The organism is Nitrogeniibacter mangrovi (assembly GCF_010983895.1).
In the GTDB taxonomy this organism is placed as follows: Bacteria; Pseudomonadota; Gammaproteobacteria; order Burkholderiales; family Rhodocyclaceae; genus Nitrogeniibacter; species Nitrogeniibacter mangrovi.
This window is the reverse complement of the sequence record NZ_CP048836.1, coordinates 3,157,011-3,173,757: the sequence shown is the minus strand read 5'-3', so window position 1 is coordinate 3,173,757 and position 16,747 is coordinate 3,157,011. Positions and strand designations below refer to the sequence as shown.

General features: G+C 63.5%; 16 protein-coding genes. 11 read left to right on the top strand and 5 right to left on the bottom strand.

Annotated features, from left to right (window positions below; all coding sequences use genetic code 11):
- Nucleotides 1-34: 34 nt before the first annotated feature.
- Entirely contained in the window at nt 35-1,192 is a 1,158-nt protein-coding gene (locus tag G3580_RS14730) for a Do family serine endopeptidase (protein WP_173766738.1), read from the bottom strand.
- A 44-nt stretch (nt 1,193-1,236) separates the two neighbouring features.
- Between G3580_RS14730 and G3580_RS14725 the strand changes: the two genes are divergently transcribed.
- The gene (locus tag G3580_RS14725; protein WP_173768833.1) at nt 1,237-1,986 is read left to right on the top strand and encodes a Nif3-like dinuclear metal center hexameric protein; all 750 of its coding nucleotides are present in this window, start codon (nt 1,237-1,239) and stop codon (nt 1,984-1,986) included.
- A gap of 21 nt (nt 1,987-2,007) precedes the next feature.
- On the opposite strand, the gene G3580_RS14720 is transcribed toward G3580_RS14725, so the two are convergent.
- Both G3580_RS14720 and G3580_RS14715 read right to left on the bottom strand, forming a co-directional pair.
- Nucleotides 2,008-2,847 carry an ICP22 family protein gene (locus tag G3580_RS14720; protein WP_173766736.1) on the bottom strand — a complete coding sequence of 280 codons (840 nt, stop codon included), beginning with the start codon at nt 2,845-2,847 and terminating at the stop codon, nt 2,008-2,010.
- Nucleotides 2,802-4,370, bottom strand: a complete 1,569-nt coding sequence (locus tag G3580_RS14715) for a type IV pilus assembly protein FimV (protein ID WP_173766734.1) — start codon at nt 4,368-4,370, stop codon at nt 2,802-2,804. Before G3580_RS14715 ends, G3580_RS14720 begins: the two co-directional genes overlap by 46 nt.
- A gap of 206 nt (nt 4,371-4,576) precedes the next feature.
- Between G3580_RS14715 and G3580_RS14710 the strand changes: the two genes are divergently transcribed.
- The 10 genes from G3580_RS14710 (at nt 4,577) to G3580_RS14665 (ending at nt 15,308) form a co-directional block, all read left to right on the top strand.
- Entirely contained in the window at nt 4,577-5,116 is a 540-nt protein-coding gene (locus G3580_RS14710) for a DUF2889 domain-containing protein (protein WP_173766733.1), read from the top strand.
- 278 nt (nt 5,117-5,394) lie between these two features.
- A complete protein-coding gene (sucC, locus tag G3580_RS14705; RefSeq protein ID WP_173766731.1) occupies nt 5,395-6,555 on the top strand; it encodes an ADP-forming succinate--CoA ligase subunit beta in 1,161 nt (386 codons plus the stop codon).
- Between the two features lie 11 nt (nt 6,556-6,566).
- Nucleotides 6,567-7,460 carry a succinate--CoA ligase subunit alpha gene (gene sucD, locus G3580_RS14700; protein ID WP_173766729.1) on the top strand — a complete coding sequence of 298 codons (894 nt, stop codon included), beginning with the start codon at nt 6,567-6,569 and terminating at the stop codon, nt 7,458-7,460.
- A gap of 266 nt (nt 7,461-7,726) precedes the next feature.
- The gene (locus tag G3580_RS14695) at nt 7,727-8,506 is read left to right on the top strand and encodes a Stp1/IreP family PP2C-type Ser/Thr phosphatase (RefSeq protein ID WP_173766727.1); all 780 of its coding nucleotides are present in this window, start codon (nt 7,727-7,729) and stop codon (nt 8,504-8,506) included.
- Between the two features lie 25 nt (nt 8,507-8,531).
- On the top strand, nt 8,532-9,320 hold the full coding sequence (locus G3580_RS14690) for an FHA domain-containing protein (RefSeq protein ID WP_173766725.1): 789 nt from the start codon (nt 8,532-8,534) through the stop codon (nt 9,318-9,320).
- A gap of 105 nt (nt 9,321-9,425) precedes the next feature.
- Nucleotides 9,426-10,193 (top strand): 3',5'-cyclic-nucleotide phosphodiesterase, encoded by a 768-nt coding sequence (locus G3580_RS14685; RefSeq protein WP_173766723.1) that lies wholly within the window; start codon nt 9,426-9,428, stop codon nt 10,191-10,193.
- Between the two features lie 156 nt (nt 10,194-10,349).
- Nucleotides 10,350-12,707, top strand: coding sequence for a GspE/PulE family protein (locus G3580_RS14680; protein WP_173766721.1), 2,358 nt, complete (start codon nt 10,350-10,352; stop codon nt 12,705-12,707).
- A 205-nt stretch (nt 12,708-12,912) separates the two neighbouring features.
- Nucleotides 12,913-13,374 carry a pilin gene (locus tag G3580_RS14675; RefSeq protein ID WP_407670918.1) on the top strand — a complete coding sequence of 154 codons (462 nt, stop codon included), beginning with the start codon at nt 12,913-12,915 and terminating at the stop codon, nt 13,372-13,374.
- 175 nt (nt 13,375-13,549) lie between these two features.
- Nucleotides 13,550-14,920: an adenylosuccinate lyase gene (purB, locus tag G3580_RS14670; protein WP_173766719.1), complete on the top strand. Its 1,371-nt coding sequence runs from the start codon at nt 13,550-13,552 to the stop codon at nt 14,918-14,920.
- Between the two features lie 70 nt (nt 14,921-14,990).
- Entirely contained in the window at nt 14,991-15,308 is a 318-nt protein-coding gene (locus G3580_RS14665) for a DUF2322 family protein (RefSeq protein WP_173766717.1), read from the top strand.
- Between the two features lie 69 nt (nt 15,309-15,377).
- Here the strand turns inward: G3580_RS14665 and G3580_RS14660 are convergent, their stop codons facing one another.
- Together G3580_RS14660 and secF are read right to left on the bottom strand one after the other, a co-directional pair.
- The gene (locus G3580_RS14660) at nt 15,378-15,758 is read right to left on the bottom strand and encodes a hypothetical protein (RefSeq protein ID WP_173766715.1); all 381 of its coding nucleotides are present in this window, start codon (nt 15,756-15,758) and stop codon (nt 15,378-15,380) included.
- Nucleotides 15,759-15,793: 35 nt separating this feature from the next.
- Entirely contained in the window at nt 15,794-16,726 is a 933-nt protein-coding gene (gene secF / locus G3580_RS14655) for a protein translocase subunit SecF (protein ID WP_173766713.1), read from the bottom strand.
- Between the last annotated feature and the right edge of the window lie 21 nt (nt 16,727-16,747).

Sequence of the window (16,747 nt, the reverse complement as noted above, 5' to 3'; positions counted from 1 at the left end):
CGCCCGGCCGGGCGGTTCATGCGCTAGGAGCGGCCTAATCGCCTTTCACGGCGGTCGGGCGCCGTCCGATCTCGACCTCGGTCTGGTAGGACTTGCCGGCGCGGATCAGCTTGAAATGCGCCCGCCGACCGGGGGTGATCGCCGCGATCATCTCGAGCATGCGCTGTGGGTCTTCGATGGCCTGCTTGTCGATGGCGGTGAGGACGTCGCCCGGCCGGATGCCCGCCTGATCCGCCGGACCGCCGCGCATGACGCCTGCGATGAGCGCACCGGCGGTACTCTTGAGGCCGAACGAGGTGGCCAGCTCCGGGGTCAGATCCTGAATTTCCACGCCGATCCAGCCGCGTGTGACCTGACCGGTGCGGATGATCTGCTCCATCACGTCCTTGGCGAAATCCACCGGGATGGCAAAACCGATCCCGAGCGAGCCGCCGGAGCGAGAATAAATGGCCGAGTTGATGCCCACCAGCTCCCCTTCGCTGTTGACCAGCGCACCGCCCGAGTTGCCCGGATTGATGGCCGCGTCGGTCTGGATGAAGTTCTCGAAGGTGCTGATCCCCAGATGGTTGCGCTGAAGCGCCGAGACGATGCCCATGGTGACGGTCTGGCCGACGCCGAAGGGATTGCCGATGGCGAGCACCACGTCACCCACCTGCAAGGCATTCTTGCCCGCAAAGGTGATGGCCGGCAGCGGCGCGCCGGCTTCGATCCGGAGCACCGCCAGGTCGGTTTCCGGATCACGCCCGACGAGGCGCGCGGAGAACTTGCGCCCGTCCTCGAGGGCGACTTCGATCTCGTCCGCGGCCTCGATGACATGATTGTTGGTGAGGATGTAGCCGTCGGGGCTGGCGATGACTCCCGAGCCGAGGCCGGAGGTGCGCTGCTGCGGGCGACCGAGGCGATCACCGAAGAAATGGCGGAAGATCGGATCGTCGAGCAGGGGGTTGCGCGGATTGCGGACCTCCTTGCTCGTGAAGATGTGGACGACCGTCGGCAGCGCGCGTTGCGCGGCGGGGGCGTAGGAACCGGTTCGGGCGGGAGGCGTGGTGGATGCGCTGGTGCCGTCGGCGACCGCGATCACGGTAGGATGCTGACCGGGAAGCCATTCGGGCTTGAAGGTGCTGATCACGAACACCACCGCCACCGCGACAGTGACCGCTTGGGCGAAGATCAGCCACAGACGGCGTGCCATGTCAGGCGCTCCGGGCGGTGGCCAGGCTAAATGAGGATGTCATGATCGAATTGACCGCGCTGACGCGCTATGTGGATGAATTGCTGAACGTGACGGCGTTTCGCGATTATTGCCCAAACGGTTTGCAAGTGGAAGGCAGGGCGCAGGTGCGGACCATCGTCTCCGGGGTGACGGCCAGCTTCGACCTGATCGAGGCCGCGATCGCCCTCGGCGCCGATGCCGTGCTCGTGCACCACGGCTATTTCTGGCGCGGCGAGGATGCCCGTGTCGTGGGCATCAAGCGGCGCCGCCTGGCCCGACTGCTGGCGGCCGACCTCAGCCTGCTCGGCTACCATCTGCCCCTCGATGTGCATCCGGAGCTCGGCAACAACGCGCAATTGGCCAAGCGCATGGGCTGGGTGCCGGAAGGGACCTTCGGCGATGACAGTCTCGGCGTCCATGGGCGTCCGGCAACCGCAGGCGGTTGCGTGCAGGACGTGGCCGACGCATTGGCGCGTACTCTGGGACGGGCGCCGCTCGTCGTCGGCGACGCCGGCCGGCCGGTGGCGCGCATCGGGTGGTGCACCGGGGCGGCGCAGGGGTATCTGGACGCGGCCATTGCGGCAGGTTGTGACGTGTTCGTCTCCGGGGAAGTGTCGGAGCCGACCGTGCATCTGGCACGCGAATCCGGGGTCGCCTACATCAGTGCCGGACATCACGCGACCGAGCGTTACGGTATCCAGGCCCTGGGCGAGCATCTGGCGGCCCGCTTCGACCTCGAGCATCACTTCGTCGACATCGACAATCCCGTGTGAGGTCGGCGAAGCTGGCCGCCGTCAGTCGGGTTTGCCCGGCGGGGGGATGAGCCAGGTCTGGTCGGGCGGCGCGTCGCTGTCGTCGGATTCGTCATCGGGAGTCTCTTCGGTCCTCTCCTCGGAGGAGGCGTCTTCCCGGTTGTCGAGATCGCCCGAGTCGAGCTGGAAGTCGAGGGCCGGCAGTTCCGTGCGCTCCGGGGTGTGGTCGAGGTCGAACAGCTCGGTCTCTTCGAGACCGGACGGTTCGCCCGAGGAGGGGTCCGGGGCTTCGAAGTCGAGATCCGGCGCCAGTTCCTGCGGTGGAGCCACGAATCCGGCGTCCGATTCGCCGGGGGCGTCTTCCGACCGCGTCTGCGGCCCGCCCTCGCCGGTCCCGGCCAGCGCCGCGGCGAGTTCTTCGTCGGTCATGCGGTAGGGGCCGAGCTGGTCTTCGAGAACCGCCTGCAACATGAGCAGATCGTCCACGACCCCGAGCGGGAAGCCCTGCCGGGTGCCGCCGCGGTTGTCGCGCAGCAGCTTCTGAAGGTAGATCTGGCACTCCCGGGTCATCCACTCCTTCTGCAGCAGGCTGATGATATGGGGCATCTGCTCGACCGAATCCGGCGCCAGTTTGACTTCGTCGAAGTCGTCCCATGACACGGTCTTGACGTTGAAGGTCTTGTTCAGCTTGTCGGTGAGGGCGTCGAACTCGCCCCGCATGTTGGCGGCCTTGTACACCTCGAGCAGCTTGATCCAGGGCTGGACCGCCTTCTTGGGATTGCCGCGAATGAATTCCGCGAGGGTCTCGGCGGCACCCTGGACCCGCCCGAAGGACATCATGATGTCGGCCAGTTCGACGGCCGATTCGTGCTCTTCGGCCATCTCCTGTTCGTCCACCACGATCGGCGCGATGCTGTGATCGAGTTCGGCCGGCGGCGGGCCGTCCCACTCGACGACGGAAAAGTCGAAGGAGTCGTCGCCGCTTCTGGCGGGCTCCGCGGTGTCGCGAGTCGGGGGCTCGGGCACGGCATAGTGCGTCGGAACGATGTGTTCCGTCGCCGTGGTTTCATCCGGCGTGTCCGCGGCGTCGAGGGTGGCCTGACGTCGGCGCGACCACAACCAGGCGCCCAGCAAGGCGAGGATGGCGAGACCGGCGTAGAGCCGCCAATCGAGCCGGTCCGTGTTTTCCGTATCGGCCGGCGTCTGAGTTGCGGGCGGGGGATTCGGCGCCGTCGTCGTGACGGTCGGGCCCGGAGAAGCGGGTGGCGTGCCGGCGGCGTCAGCGGCGCCCTTGCCGGGGGATGGGGGGATGCGTCCGGCGGCGTCTCGCGCCCGGGGGCGCGGGCGTCGAGCTCGGCGCGCAAGGCGTCCTGCAGAGCCTCGAGTCGCGCGATGCGGTCCTTCAACTCCAGATTCGCGACGATCTGCGAGTCGATGGCGAGGATCAGCTTCTGTTCACGACGCAGCGCCTCCCGCTCGGTGTCGCTGGTACGCTCGACGATCGATGGGTCGCCCAGACGTGCGGACATGCGCAGGCCGGAGGCGTCGGCGTTGCCGCCCATCAACACCAGCCGGTCGCCCGCGTCCGTTTCCGGTGCTGGTTGCGCCGGTGTCGATGCCGCTTCAACAGGTGCGGTCGCGGCGGGCGCGGACGGAGAAACCGCCGGCGGCGGTGCGGCGGCGGCCTGCCGACGTGCCTGATCGCGAGCCTGCAGCGCTTCGCGGGCCTGGGCCACCTCGGCCGGCGTCGGCAGAATCAGGGTCGTTCCGACCGGCAGCATGCGCCGTGAGGAGCGCACCGCGCGATCGCCCCGGTTGGTGTGTTTCAGGGCCGAGATGAAGGCGCGCCGGTCGGCGCCGCTGGACGGATAGAGAGCCCGCGCCACAGCATTGAGCGACGCTGACCGGGGCAGGGTGTAGACACCGCCCAGATCGTCCGGCGTCGCCAGTGGGCCGGGCGCTTTGGCGACCCCTCGTGGCGACGCAGGTGCGGGTGCCGGCGCGGTCTGTGCCGATCGGGGCGGGGTGACGGCCGCCATGGGCAACAGCAGCGTGTAGGTGCGTTTGAGTCGTGCGTTGCAGGTTTCTTCGAGCGTGACGCGCAGGATCGGATCGGAAACCGGTTTGGCGCGCACCACCTCGGCGACCGGCTTGCCGCCGATGGTGCGGATGTGAACCTGGGCGCCGAGCAGATCCGGGATGCCGTCCCGTTGGCCGCTGCGGGCGATGCGAATGCACGATTCCGTGTCGCCGGGGTGGACGCTCAGCAGGCTGAATTGTGCCTTGAACGGTTCCCCGATGGCGCTCTGGCTTACCAGCTCACCAAAGCCGATGGCTTGAGCGATGGAGGGCAGCAGAGCAAGAGTGATGAGGCCCGACAGGATCGAGCGCGGAAAACGCGTCATTCGCCGCAAGAAAATAGCCTTAAATATTCAGACGATCCAGCACATGTTTGAAGCGTATTGTAATGAAGTTATTCCGCTTGTGTGGGGTCGCACCCGGCTATTTGCGGCGTTTGCCAAAAAAGTCCCGGGTTGTGCAATGCGTTGCTCCGGTGGGCAGGACGGTATGATCTGCGTTCTCGAAACGGGGGGCGGAGCTGGAGGCGACCATGGCGGACAATCAGGACGGCGAGACACGTCAGCGCATCCATACGCGCTCGATCGACGTGACCGGCTATCTGCGCGACGACGGTCTGTTCGATATCGAGGCGCGGCTGGTGGATGCCAAGGGAATCGACTACCCGTTATCCACCGGCCTGCGCCGCGCTGGCGAGCCGGTCCACGACATGCGGGTGTGCCTGACGGTGGATCGGCAGCTGACGATCCACGCGGTGGAGGCGCGCATGGGCGCCATGCCATACCCCGGGGCGTGTGACGAGATCGTGCCGGATTACCAAGGGCTGGTCGGGCTGAACCTCATGCACGGCTTTCGCCGCGCGCTGCGCGAGCAATTGGGGGGGGTGGCCGGTTGCAGCCACCTGAGCGAGTTGCTCATGAGCGTGCCGACCGCCGCGATCCAGACCCTCGCCAGTTTCGTGACGGACAACCAGGAAACCCGGCGCAAACCGTTTCAGCTCGACCGCTGTCATGCGCTCGACACGCGCGGCGAGACCGTGCGCCACCACTATCCACGCTGGTATCGCAAATAGATGCCATGGGCACACCCCTCCGCCTTTTGTCGCGATGCGGGAATTGGGCGTGAGCCGGATCGGATTGTGGTTATAATTACGGAGCTTTCGTCGGACGGTTTGGCCGTCGGCTGAGGGTGTTGCAGCGCATCAGATCGATGGCGTGGCGGCAGTAAACGGGATTCGTCAGCCGAGGGAGATTGGCGAAGATCGTGGGGTGAGGGCCCCGAACAGACCCATTCAACTTAAATGTCCGTGCACCTGCGTGGCCGGGGCGCGGCTTCCATCGAAGGGCAACCATGAAAATTCATGAGTATCAAGCAAAGGAACTGCTGAGAAAGTATGGCGTCGTCACTCCGCGTGGCATCCCGTGCTTCTCGGTGGATGAGGCGGTTAAAGCGGCCGAAGAGCTGGGCGGACCGATCTGGGTGGTGAAGGCGCAGATTCATGCTGGTGGTCGTGGCAAGGGCGGTGGCGTGAAGCTGGCCAAGTCGCTCGACGAGGTGAAGACCGTTGCCGACCAGATTCTCGGCATGCAGCTGGTGACCCACCAGACCGGCCCCGAAGGGCAGAAGGTGCGCCGTCTGCTGATCGAGGAAGGCGCCGACATCCAGCATGAATACTATGTGGCTGCTCTCACCGACCGCGCGACCCAGAAGATCGCCATGATGGCCTCCTCCGAGGGCGGTATGGACATCGAGGAGGTCGCTGCCAAGACCCCCGAGAAGATCATCAAGGTGTTCGTCGATCCGCTCGTCGGCCTGACCGACGCGCAGGCGACCGAACTGGCCAAGGGCATCGGCATTCCCGACGGATCCATGGCGCAGGCGGTCGAGACCTTCAAGAAGCTGTACACCTGCTACATGGAAACCGACGCCTCGCTGGCGGAAATCAACCCGCTGATCCACGAAGGCAACGGCAACATCAAGGCCCTGGACGCCAAGTTCAACTTCGATTCCAACGCCCTGTACCGTCATCCCGAGATCGTCGAGTTCCGCGATCTGGACGAGGAAGACGCCGACGAGATCGAAGCTTCCAAGTACGATCTGGCCTACATCAGCCTGGACGGCAACATCGGTTGCCTGGTGAACGGTGCCGGTCTGGCCATGGCGACCATGGACACCATCAAGCTGTTCGGCGCCGAGCCGGCCAACTTCCTGGACGTGGGCGGTGGCGCGACCACCGAGAAGGTGACCGAAGCCTTCAAGATCATGCTCAAGAATCCCAAGGTCAAGGGCATTCTGGTGAACATCTTTGGCGGCATCATGCGTTGCGACACCATCGCCACCGGCGTGGTCGCGGCCGCCAAGGAAGTCAATCTCTCCGTGCCGCTGGTGGTGCGTATGAAGGGGACCAACGAAGATCTCGGCAAGAGCATTCTCGCCGAATCCGGTCTCCCCATCATTTCCGCCGACAGCATGGCCGAAGCCGCGACCAAGATCGTCGCCGCGGTCAAGTAAGGAGAGTTTGAATGTCTATCCTGATCAACAAAGACACCAAGGTCATCACCCAGGGCATCACCGGCAAGACCGGCCAGTTCCACACCGAAAAGTGCATCGAGTACGCCAACGGCAAGAACTGCTTCGTCGCCGGGGTGAACCCGAAGAAAGCCGGCGAGTCGATCTTCGACGTGCCCATCTACGCCTCCGTGAAGGAAGCCAAGGACGCCAGCGGCGCCACCGTGTCGGTGATCTACGTGCCGCCCGCGGGCGCCGCCGCCGCCATCTGGGAGGCCTGCGAGGCCGACATCGATCTGGCCATCTGCATCACCGAGGGTATCCCCGTGCGCGACATGCTGGTGGTGCGCAACAAGATGAAGCAGAAGGTGGAAGCCGGCGGCAAGGAAACGCTGCTGCTGGGCCCCAACTGCCCGGGCCTGATCACGCCGGACGAAATCAAGATCGGCATCATGCCGGGTCACATCCACAAGAAGGGTCGTATCGGCGTGGTGTCCCGTTCCGGTACGCTGACGTACGAAGCGGTGGCGCAGCTGACCGAGATCGGTCTGGGCCAGTCCTCGGCGGTGGGTATCGGTGGCGATCCGATCAACGGCCTCAAGCACATCGACGTGATGCGCATGTTCAACGAAGATCCCGATACCGATGCGGTCATCATGATCGGTGAAATCGGCGGTCCGGACGAGGCCGAAGCCGCGCGCTGGTGCAAGGACAACATGACCAAGCCGGTGGTCGGCTTCATCGCCGGCGTCACCGCGCCGGCCGGCAAGCGCATGGGGCATGCCGGTGCACTCATTTCCGGGGGTGAGGACACCGCCGACGCCAAGCTCGCCATCATGGAAGAGTGCGGCTTCAAGGTGACCCGCAATCCGTCCGAGATGGGCAAACTGCTCAAGTCCATGCTGTAATCGGACCTGTGCGACAAAAACGCCCGCACATGCGGGCGTTTTTTTGTGTACTTTATCTATGAATTCGCAAGAAACGTTACAAGTTTCAAATTGTGGTAAATGTGCACCGCACGCGTCAAAATGAAAAGCACGGCCCGCAAGGCCGTCGTCGGTCGCCATCGTGCCCGTGCACGAGCGGTGGTACAGGCTGCTGGAAGGGAACATGAGAACAGTGCAGGCCGCGGGCGGCCGAAGTGATGGCGGACGAATCCGGAGGCGGGCAACGCATGGCGACCGCTGAGCGTTCCGGCGCCCTGATGATGGCGTCGAAGACCGACGTCGGCCGCATGCGCGAGCGCAATGAGGATGCCTGCCTGTTTCGCGTCGAGCAGGGGTGGGCGGTGCTTGCCGACGGTATGGGGGGCTATCGCGGTGGTGACGTGGCTTCCGCCATGGCGGTCGAGTGCGTTCGCGAGAACCTCGACGGCAACTCGGTGGGGACCGCGTCGGAAGCGCTTGCCGGCCTGAGATTGGCCACGGTGCGGGCGAACGAGCGCATCTTTACCGTCTCCCACAGCGATCGCGATCTGCACGGCATGGGCTCCACGCTGGTCGCGGTGCGCTGCTTCGAGGACATGATCGCGGTGGCGCATGTCGGTGACTCGCGCCTTTACCGGTACCGCCCCGATCAACTGGTGCAGCTGACACGAGACCACTCCCTGTTGCAGGAACAGGTCGACGGCGGGATGATGAGCGCCGACGCGGCCCGGCGCGCGCCCGGGCGCAGCCTGCTCACGCGGGCCCTCGGGGTCGAGCCCTCGGTGGTCCCGGATGTGGCCCTTCATGAAACGCGCGTCGGTGACGTTTACCTGATGTGCTCGGACGGCCTGACCGACATGCTCTACGATGACGACATTGCGCTGGTGTGCGAGACCCTGTCCGCCAATCTCGCGCTTGCTGCCGATCATCTCGTCCAGCTTGCCAACGACCGGGGCGGTCGTGACAACATAACGGTTGTGCTCATCAAGGTGTGTGCGCCCACAGATGCACCGGAAATGCCGCGATGACGCCAGACACGGGACATAGTACGCGATGCCGAAACTGATTCTCAGCATGGATGGCCTGGTGCTCAAGGAGATTCCGCTCACCAAGGAGCGGACCACGATCGGGCGCAAACCACACAACGACATCCAGATCGACAATCTGGCCATCAGTGGCGAGCATGCGGTGATCACCTCGATCCTCGACGACGCGTTTCTCGAGGACCGCAACAGCACCAACGGCACCTACGTCAATGGCCAGCCGGTCAAGAAGTGCGCGCTCCAGAACAACGACGTCGTTGAACTGGGCAAATACCGCATCAAGTTCATCGCCGATGCCGAGCAGTCGAGTGCGACCGCGTCCGATTTCATCGACACGGCCGCGCTCAAACCGGTGACTGCAGAGGCCGAAGTTGCGGTCTCGGTCCATGACGTGTCGGTGCAGACCGACACCGTCGTCGGGCAGGACGGTTCGCAGGTGCCCGGGGAAGACGCCGAAGCGACGCAGATCTTCACCCGCAGCGCGCCGCAGCGCGCGACCGCACCCGCGCAGGAGCCGGCGCTACCGGTGGAAGGGCCGCTCGGCGTTATCCAGGTGCTCTCCGGCCCCAACGTGGGCCGGGAGCTCGAGCTCAAGAAGTCCCTGACCACGCTCGGCAAGCCCGGCATGCAGGTGGCCGTCATCACGCGTCGTCCCCACGGGTACTTCATCACCCACGTGGAGGGCTCGACCTTTCCTGTGGTCAATGGCCAGACCCTCGACGCCCAGGCCCATCACCTGGGCGATCACGACATCATCGAGATCGCCGGCGTCAAGATGGAGTTCTTCCTGCGCACCTGACGGGCTCCCTCGCCGGGCTGTCCGGACCGTATGTGACATAGTTCGCAAATCCGCTCTTGGGGCGATGTTACGCTCCCCCATTGCAGATCGTTCCTGGCGGGGATAATGAAATTCAGGGTGCTGGGATGCAGTGGCGGCATCGGAGGGCGCGAGGCCCGGACCACGGCTTTCCTTGTCGACGACGACATTCTCATCGATGGTGGCACCGGTGTCGGCGAACTCGATTACGAAGAGTTGCTGCGCATCGACCATATCTTCGTCACGCATGCCCATCTGGATCACATTGCCTTCATTCCGCTGCTCATCGATACCGTAGGCGAGGCGCGTCGGCGTCCCGTCACCGTCCATGCCACCGACGAGACGCTGCGCATTCTGCGCTCGCACATCTTCAACTGGCTGATCTGGCCCGATTTCAGCGCCATTCCCGATCGCCTGAACCCCTTCATGCGCTTTCAGCCCTTGCGTATCGGCGAACAGGCCGTGCTGGATGGTCGCCGCATTTCCGTGCTCCCCGCCTTTCATACCGTCCCCGCCGTGGCCTACGCGCTGGACAGTGGTGCAGGGCAACTGGTGTTCTCCGGTGACACCACGCTCACGCCAGCCCTCATCGATGCCGTCAACGCCTTGCCCGAGCTGCGCCACCTGGTGATCGAGACCGCATTTTCCGACGCCGAGCATGGGCTGGCGCTGGCCTCGCGTCACATGTGCCCGGCACTGCTGGCGCAGTTTCTTGATGCCCTGACCGTGGAGCCGCAGGTCCACATCAGCCACCTCAAACCGGGCCACGGCGAGCGCACCATGGCGCAGATCGGCGTCTATCCGGGCAAGCTCAAGCCGACACGTCTGCAAAACGGTCAAGTGCTGGAGTTTTGACCCGGTATTCCGGCGTTCAGGTCGCCCGCGCATGGGGGATACTGAGATCCGAGTCTTTCCGTCGTCGCGCAAGCCCGCCGGCGATGTCGTTAGAATGAGCCATGTTTCAGGGCCGGCGAGCCGCCGCGCCCGTTTGATGACGCAGGAACCGATCTCATGACGCTTGCCGCCGGGAAAAGTCCGACCTCGGGTGGTGTCGCCACGCGCCTGGCCTTCTTCAAGGGCTTGCAGGCGATCACGACCCGCATCCATGCCACCCACAACATCGATGAAATCATCTTCGAGCTGTCCGCCGATCTGTGCGAGCTGTTCGGCGCCGAGCGCCTGACCATCTACACGGTCGACGACGCGCGCAACGCCATCGTCTCGAAAGTGAAGATGGGGCTGCACAAGGTCAACAGCATCCGCCTGCCAATCTCGGAAAACAGCATCGCCGGCTACGTCGCCTACGCGAAGAAGATGCTCAACATTCCGGATGTCTACGACGAGGCCGCGCTGCGCGCCATCAGCCCGCATCTGGAGTTTCGCAAGGAAGTGGACGAGGTGACCGGCTACCACAGCAAGCAGATGCTGGTGGCGCCGATCGTCTCGAACGAGAAGGGCGAACTCGAAGGCGTGCTGCAGCTGATCAACTCGGTCGATGGCCAGCCGTTCACGCCGATCGCCGAGGAAGGCCTGCTGGGGCTGGCGCAGACGCTCGGCGTCGCCTTCGCTCAGCGCACCAAGGCCCCCGCCGCGCCGCGCTCCCGTTATGACCTGCTGGTGACGGAAGCCAAGATCACCCGTGAGGAACTCGACGCTGCAACCCGCAAGGCCCGCGAACGCAAGGTGCCCACCGAAGAGGTGCTGATCGAGGACATGGGCCTGGGCCAGGAGGAAATCGGCCAGGCGGTCGCGACCTTCTTCAACGTGAAGTACGAGCCCTTCCACTCCGACCGGATCAAGCCGGTGGATCTGCTGGTCAACATCAAGCGCGAATTCGTCGAGCAGAGCCACTGGCTGCCCCTCGAGGAGAACGAGGAAGGGGTCGTCATCATGGCGACCGACCCGGAGCAGATCCGCGCCTCCCGCGTGGCGCACAACGTCTTCCCCAACAAGAACATCGTGATCCGCGCGACCACCGTGCGCGAGTTCCGCAAGACGGTCGACCAGTTCTTCGAAGCGAGCCTCGACATGGGCTCGGTGGACGACCTGCTCTCCGATCTCGTCGAGGACGAGCAGGACAGCTCGATGGCGGAGGAGCTGTCGGCCGCCGCCGACAACGAGCTGGTCAAACTCGTCAACAAGGTCATCGTCGACGCCTACAAGCAGGGCGCCTCGGACATCCACATCGAGCCGCGCCCGGGCAAGGAAAAGACCCTCATCCGATTCCGCAAGGACGGCACGCTCGTCCCTTACATCGAGGTGCCGGCCAGCTACCGCAACCCGCTCGTCACGCGCATCAAGATCATGTGCGACCTCGACATCTCCGAGCGGCGCAAGCCCCAGGACGGCAAGATCAAGTTCCGCAAGTACTCGCCGCTGGACATCGAGCTGCGGGTCGCCACCCTGCCCACCGCGGGCGGGCTCGAAGACGTGGTCATGCGTATCCTCGCCAACAGCGAGCCGATTCCGCTCGACAAGCTCGGCCTGACCGAGAACAACCTGTCGCGGCTCATGAGCGCCATCACCAAGCCCTACGGCATCTTCTTCGTCTGCGGCCCGACCGGCTCGGGCAAGACCACGACGCTGCACTCCATCCTCGGCCACATCAACACCCCCGACACCAAGATCTGGACCGCCGAGGACCCGGTGGAAATCACCCAGAAAGGCCTGCGCCAGGTCCAGGTCAACCGCAAAGCCGGCCTCGATTTCGCCACCATGATGCGCGCCTTCCTGCGTGCCGACCCGGACGTGATCATGGTCGGCGAGATGCGTGATCACGAAACCGTTGCGGTCGGCCTCGAGGCCTCGCTGACCGGCCACCTGGTGTTCTCCACCCTCCACACCAACAGCGCCCCCGAATCCATCGTGCGCCTGCTCGACATGGGCATGGACCCCTTCAACTTTGCCGATGCCCTGCTCGGCGTGCTCGCCCAGCGCCTCGCCAAGCGCCTGTGCCCCAAGTGCAAGGCGGCCTATCACCCCGACGTAGCCGAAATGTCCAACCTGCTCGACGAGTACTGTCTCGACCTGCAGATGACGACGCCCTTCAAGGAAGACGCCGACGCCGCGCGCAAGGCCGTCGCCAAGCAATGGCAAACCACCTACGCCGACAAGCAGGGCCAATTCACGTTCTACAAACCGGTCGGTTGTGACGACTGCACCAAGGGCTACCGCGGCCGCGTCGGTCTGCATGAACTCATGCTCGGCACCGACGACACCAAGAAGCGCATCCAGGAACGCGCCCGCGTCGCCGAACTGCTCGCCCTCGCCCTCGAAGAGGGCATGCGCACCCTGCGCCAGGACGGCATCGAAAAGGTGCTCGCCGGCATCACCGACATGGCGCAGGTGCGCAAGGTGTGCGTGCGGTGACGTGGAATGTCATCGGGGTGACGGAATTCGTCACTTTTGCTGGGGGCATATGACGTTGGTGCCGCGTCATGGTCGAGCGAGATGTTTTAAAAACGCATAAAATTCAATCGATTGGGGTTTTTTCGAAAAACTGGCACGTGCGATGCGTAGTGTTCTGCGAGCGGAGCTGATCCGTGACCAACCGAATTCTCAGAGGAGAGTACTCATGAAAAACACCATGAAGCGCGCCCAGCAAGGTTTTACCCTGATCGAACTGATGATCGTTGTGGCGATTATCGGTATCTTGGCCGCCATCGCGATTCCGCAGTATCAGGATTATGTAACCCGTGCCCGGTACCAGGACGGCTTAGCTTCCATTGAAGCCGTTAAAACGGCAACCGCCGTGTGTATCCAAGAAAATGGTGGTGATCCGACGGCGTGCGACACTGACACTAAAGTCGGTACGACCATGTCGACCAGTGCGGCCGGCGGCAAGATTACGATCGCTCGTGGCACCTTTACCGCCGGTACGGGTGGTCTTGGCGGAACTGCAATCTTCACCGTGACTGGTGATTCTACTCTTAGCAGTTGCGTTATTACCGCGACAGGTACCGTGGCTGCTGACAAGATCAACTGGACTTATGTAACCTCGGGTACCGGTTGTACGAAGTCGAAGACTGGCGTCTAATCTGAAGGCCGGTTCAGTTTCGAAAGGCCCAGCTTAGTGCTGGGCTTTTTTCTTTAATGGCGCTGTTTTCAGACGAATTTTGGCAGTCACTGAAGGGTGAGGATCAACCTAAGCCATAAAGCTTTGACCAAAACCGTGTAGAATCCTGCGCACTGCTAATTCGATAAATTTGTGTATGTCGATCCCAAATGTTCAGGCGGTATCGCCTCTGGATGGACGATACCGGATCAAGGTAGACGCGCTTCGTGATTACTTCTCCGAGTTCGGCCTGATCCGCAATCGCGTCAAGGTCGAGATCGCCTGGCTTCAGGCCTTGGCTGCAGCTGACGCGATCGCTGAGGTCCCTCCGTTTTCGCCGTCGAGCCAAGCCGCCCTGACCGGCGTCGCCGAGAGTTTCCTCCCCGCCGACGCCGAAGCCGTCAAGGCCATCGAAGCCACGACCAATCACGACGTCAAGGCGGTCGAGTACTGGATCAAGCAGCATTTCGCCAACAACCCGGAAGTGATGAAGGTCTCCGAGTTCGTGCATTTTGCGTGCACCTCGGAGGACATCAACAACACCGCCCATGCGCTCATGCTCAACGATGCGCGCAAGGAGGTGATGTTGCCGACGCTGGATCGGGTGATCGCGCGCTTCGTGGCGCTGGCGCACGAGCTGGCGGATGCGCCGATGTTGTCGCGCACCCACGGGCAGCCGGCCAGCCCCACTACGATGGGCAAGGAGATGGCGAACATCGCCTACCGGTTGCAGCGGGCCCGCAAGGCCATTGCCGGTGTCGAGATGACGGCCAAGTTCAATGGCGCGGTGGGTAATTACAACGCGCACCTGTCTGCCTATCCGGACGTCGATTGGGCGGCGTTCAACAAGACCTTCGTGGAAGAGTCGCTGGGGCTGGTGTTCAATCCCTACACCATCCAGATCGAGCCGCACGATTCCATGGCCGAGCTGTTCGACGCCATGGCGCGTTGCAACACCATGCTCATCGATGCTTGCCGCGACATCTGGAGCTACATCTCGCTCGGCTTCTTCAAGCAGCGGCTCAAGGAAGGCGAGGTGGGCTCGTCGACGATGCCGCACAAGGTCAATCCGATCGATTTCGAAAACGCCGAAGGCAACCTGGGGGTGGCCAACGCGATGTTCCGCCACTTCAGCGAGAAGCTGCCGATCTCGCGCATGCAGCGTGATCTGACGGACTCGACGGTGTTGCGCAACATGGGGGTGGCCTTCGGCCACACGCTGCTGGCCTATGATTCCCTGCTCAAGGGGCTCGGCAAGCTGGAAGTGGATCGTGCGCGCCTCGAAGCCGATGTGAACGACGCCTGGGAAGTGCTGGCCGAGCCGGTGCAGACGGTGATGCGTCGTTATGGCGTAGAGAATCCCTACGAGCAGCTCAAGGCGCTGACGCGGGGCAAGGGGATCACGCAGGAAGGCCTGCACGCCTTCATCCAGACGCTGACGATTCCGGAGGCGGAAAAAGCGCGCCTGCTCGAGATGACGCCGGCCAGCTATATCGGCCTGGCCGAGCAGTTGGCGAAAGCCATCTGAGCATTCATGTTCGTTGAACGCGGGGCGCCTCAGTGGAGGCGCCCCGTGTCATTTTGACTGGAGAACAGGCATGGCGTTTGCCGACAATCTGAAGGATCTGCCCAAGGTGTCCCACCTGGCGGCGATGGTGCTGATCGATGCCGAGGGGCAGGAAGTGGCGCGGATCGAGAACAAGCCGGGGCAGGCCGGTTCGCTCGCGGTGTACAACCACCTGGCGCAACTCTACGGCGCGATTTCGCCGGATGCGGCGAAGAAGGGGCTGGAACTGTATGCGGAGCATACGGAAGACGCGCTGCAGAGCCCGGGCAAGCATCCGAACATCGACCGGCTCGTCGGGCTGGTCGAGCGCGACGAGACCTTGCGGGTCAAGCAGGTGTTTGCGGTGTAGGGCCGGTGTCAGGCGGGCGGGATGAATCCGCCCTGCAGAATGAACAAAGCCGGCAGATGCCGGCTTTGTTCATTTGGCGGGTTTGGCCTTGGCGGCCGCTTCCTTCTGCTTTTCCTCCAGGGCCGCCTTCTTGCGGCTGCTGAAGTACATGAAGTGATAGGTGAAGAAGTAGGCCCAGAAGATCAGGGCGGCGAGCGATGCCCAGAGCTTGTATGGCAGGCCCACGATCAGGACCAGGGCGGCCAGGGCTAGCAGGGCGATGCCGCCGATCAGGTTGATGGTGATGTAGTGCGGTTTGTAGCGCTCCGGGTTCGCCAGCGGCTTGTTGCTCCAGTTGGCGACCAGATCGAGCCGGTTGTGCTTGCCGATGCGCCACGCGCGCGAGAGCATGAGCGCGGCCAGGCCGAACAGGCCGAGGTAGAGCAGCAGCGCGAAGATATCGATGGTCATGGTCCGTTTTCTCCCTCAGCGGCCCGTGGTGCCGTTCACACGACGGCTTCTTCTTTCTGCTTGGGCGGCTTCATGAACTGTTCGCGCGAGACGCCCAGCCACATCACGATCGGGCTGGCGACCAGCACCGAAGAATAGATGCCGAAGCAGATGCCGATGGTCAGCGCGAGGGCAAAGTAGTACAGCGTCTCGCCACCGAATAGCAGCATGGAGAGCACCATCACCTGGGTGCTGCCGTGGGTGATCACGGTTCGCGAGATGGTGCTGGTGATCGCATGGTTGAGCACCGCCGGGGTGTCCATGCCGCGCTTCTTCTTGAAGGTCTCTCGCACGCGGTCGAACACCACCACCGATTCGTTGACCGAGTAGCCCAGCACCGCGAGCACCGCCGCCAGCACCGCCAGCGAGAACTCCCACTGGAAGAAGGCGAAGAAGCCCAGGATGATGATCACGTCGTGGAGGTTGGCGATGATCGCCGCGACCGAGAAGCGCCACTCGAAGCGCAGCGCCAGATAGATCATGATGCCCATGATCACCAGCAGCAGCGCCATGCCGCCGTCGGCCGCCAGTTCCTTGCCCACCTGCGGGCCGACGAACTCGACCCGGCGCAGCTCCGGCTTGTTGCTGTCGGCCTTGTCCAGCGTGGCCATCACCTTTTCGGAGATGCGGTTGCTGTCCAGGCCGTGCTTGTTGGGCAGGCGGACGAGCACGTCGCGGGCGCTGCCGAAGTTCTGCACCTGCGCATCGGCGTAGCCATCTTCGGCCAGCGCGTCGCGGATCTGCTGGACCTGGGCTGCCTGCGGGTAGTTCAGTTCCATGATCGTGCCGCCGGTGAACTCGACGCTGAGGTTCAGGCCCCGGGTGGCGAGGAAGATCACCGCGAGCAGGAAGGTCACGAACGAGATCACGTTGAAGATCAACGCGTGCTTCATGAACGGGATGTCGTTCTTGATTCGGAAGAATTCCATTTTTGGTGACTCGTGATGGGG

Coding starts and splice junctions, on each gene's coding strand:
- G3580_RS14720 (WP_173766736.1), bottom strand. CDS start 2,847: ATGGCCGAAGAGCACGAATCGGCCGTCGAACTGGCCGACATCATGATG.
- G3580_RS14660 (WP_173766715.1), bottom strand. CDS start 15,758: ATGACCATCGATATCTTCGCGCTGCTGCTCTACCTCGGCCTGTTCGGC.
- G3580_RS14695 (WP_173766727.1), top strand. CDS start 7,727: ATGGCGACCGCTGAGCGTTCCGGCGCCCTGATGATGGCGTCGAAGACC.
- G3580_RS14675 (WP_407670918.1), top strand. CDS start 12,913: ATGAAAAACACCATGAAGCGCGCCCAGCAAGGTTTTACCCTGATCGAA.
- G3580_RS14665 (WP_173766717.1), top strand. CDS start 14,991: ATGGCGTTTGCCGACAATCTGAAGGATCTGCCCAAGGTGTCCCACCTG.
- sucC (WP_173766731.1), top strand. CDS start 5,395: ATGAAAATTCATGAGTATCAAGCAAAGGAACTGCTGAGAAAGTATGGC.
- G3580_RS14680 (WP_173766721.1), top strand. CDS start 10,350: ATGACGCTTGCCGCCGGGAAAAGTCCGACCTCGGGTGGTGTCGCCACG.
- G3580_RS14690 (WP_173766725.1), top strand. CDS start 8,532: ATGCCGAAACTGATTCTCAGCATGGATGGCCTGGTGCTCAAGGAGATT.
- G3580_RS14730 (WP_173766738.1), bottom strand. CDS start 1,192: ATGGCACGCCGTCTGTGGCTGATCTTCGCCCAAGCGGTCACTGTCGCG.
- sucD (WP_173766729.1), top strand. CDS start 6,567: ATGTCTATCCTGATCAACAAAGACACCAAGGTCATCACCCAGGGCATC.
- purB (WP_173766719.1), top strand. CDS start 13,550: ATGTCGATCCCAAATGTTCAGGCGGTATCGCCTCTGGATGGACGATAC.
- G3580_RS14715 (WP_173766734.1), bottom strand. CDS start 4,370: ATGACGCGTTTTCCGCGCTCGATCCTGTCGGGCCTCATCACTCTTGCT.
- G3580_RS14685 (WP_173766723.1), top strand. CDS start 9,426: ATGAAATTCAGGGTGCTGGGATGCAGTGGCGGCATCGGAGGGCGCGAG.
- secF (WP_173766713.1), bottom strand. CDS start 16,726: ATGGAATTCTTCCGAATCAAGAACGACATCCCGTTCATGAAGCACGCG.
- G3580_RS14710 (WP_173766733.1), top strand. CDS start 4,577: ATGGCGGACAATCAGGACGGCGAGACACGTCAGCGCATCCATACGCGC.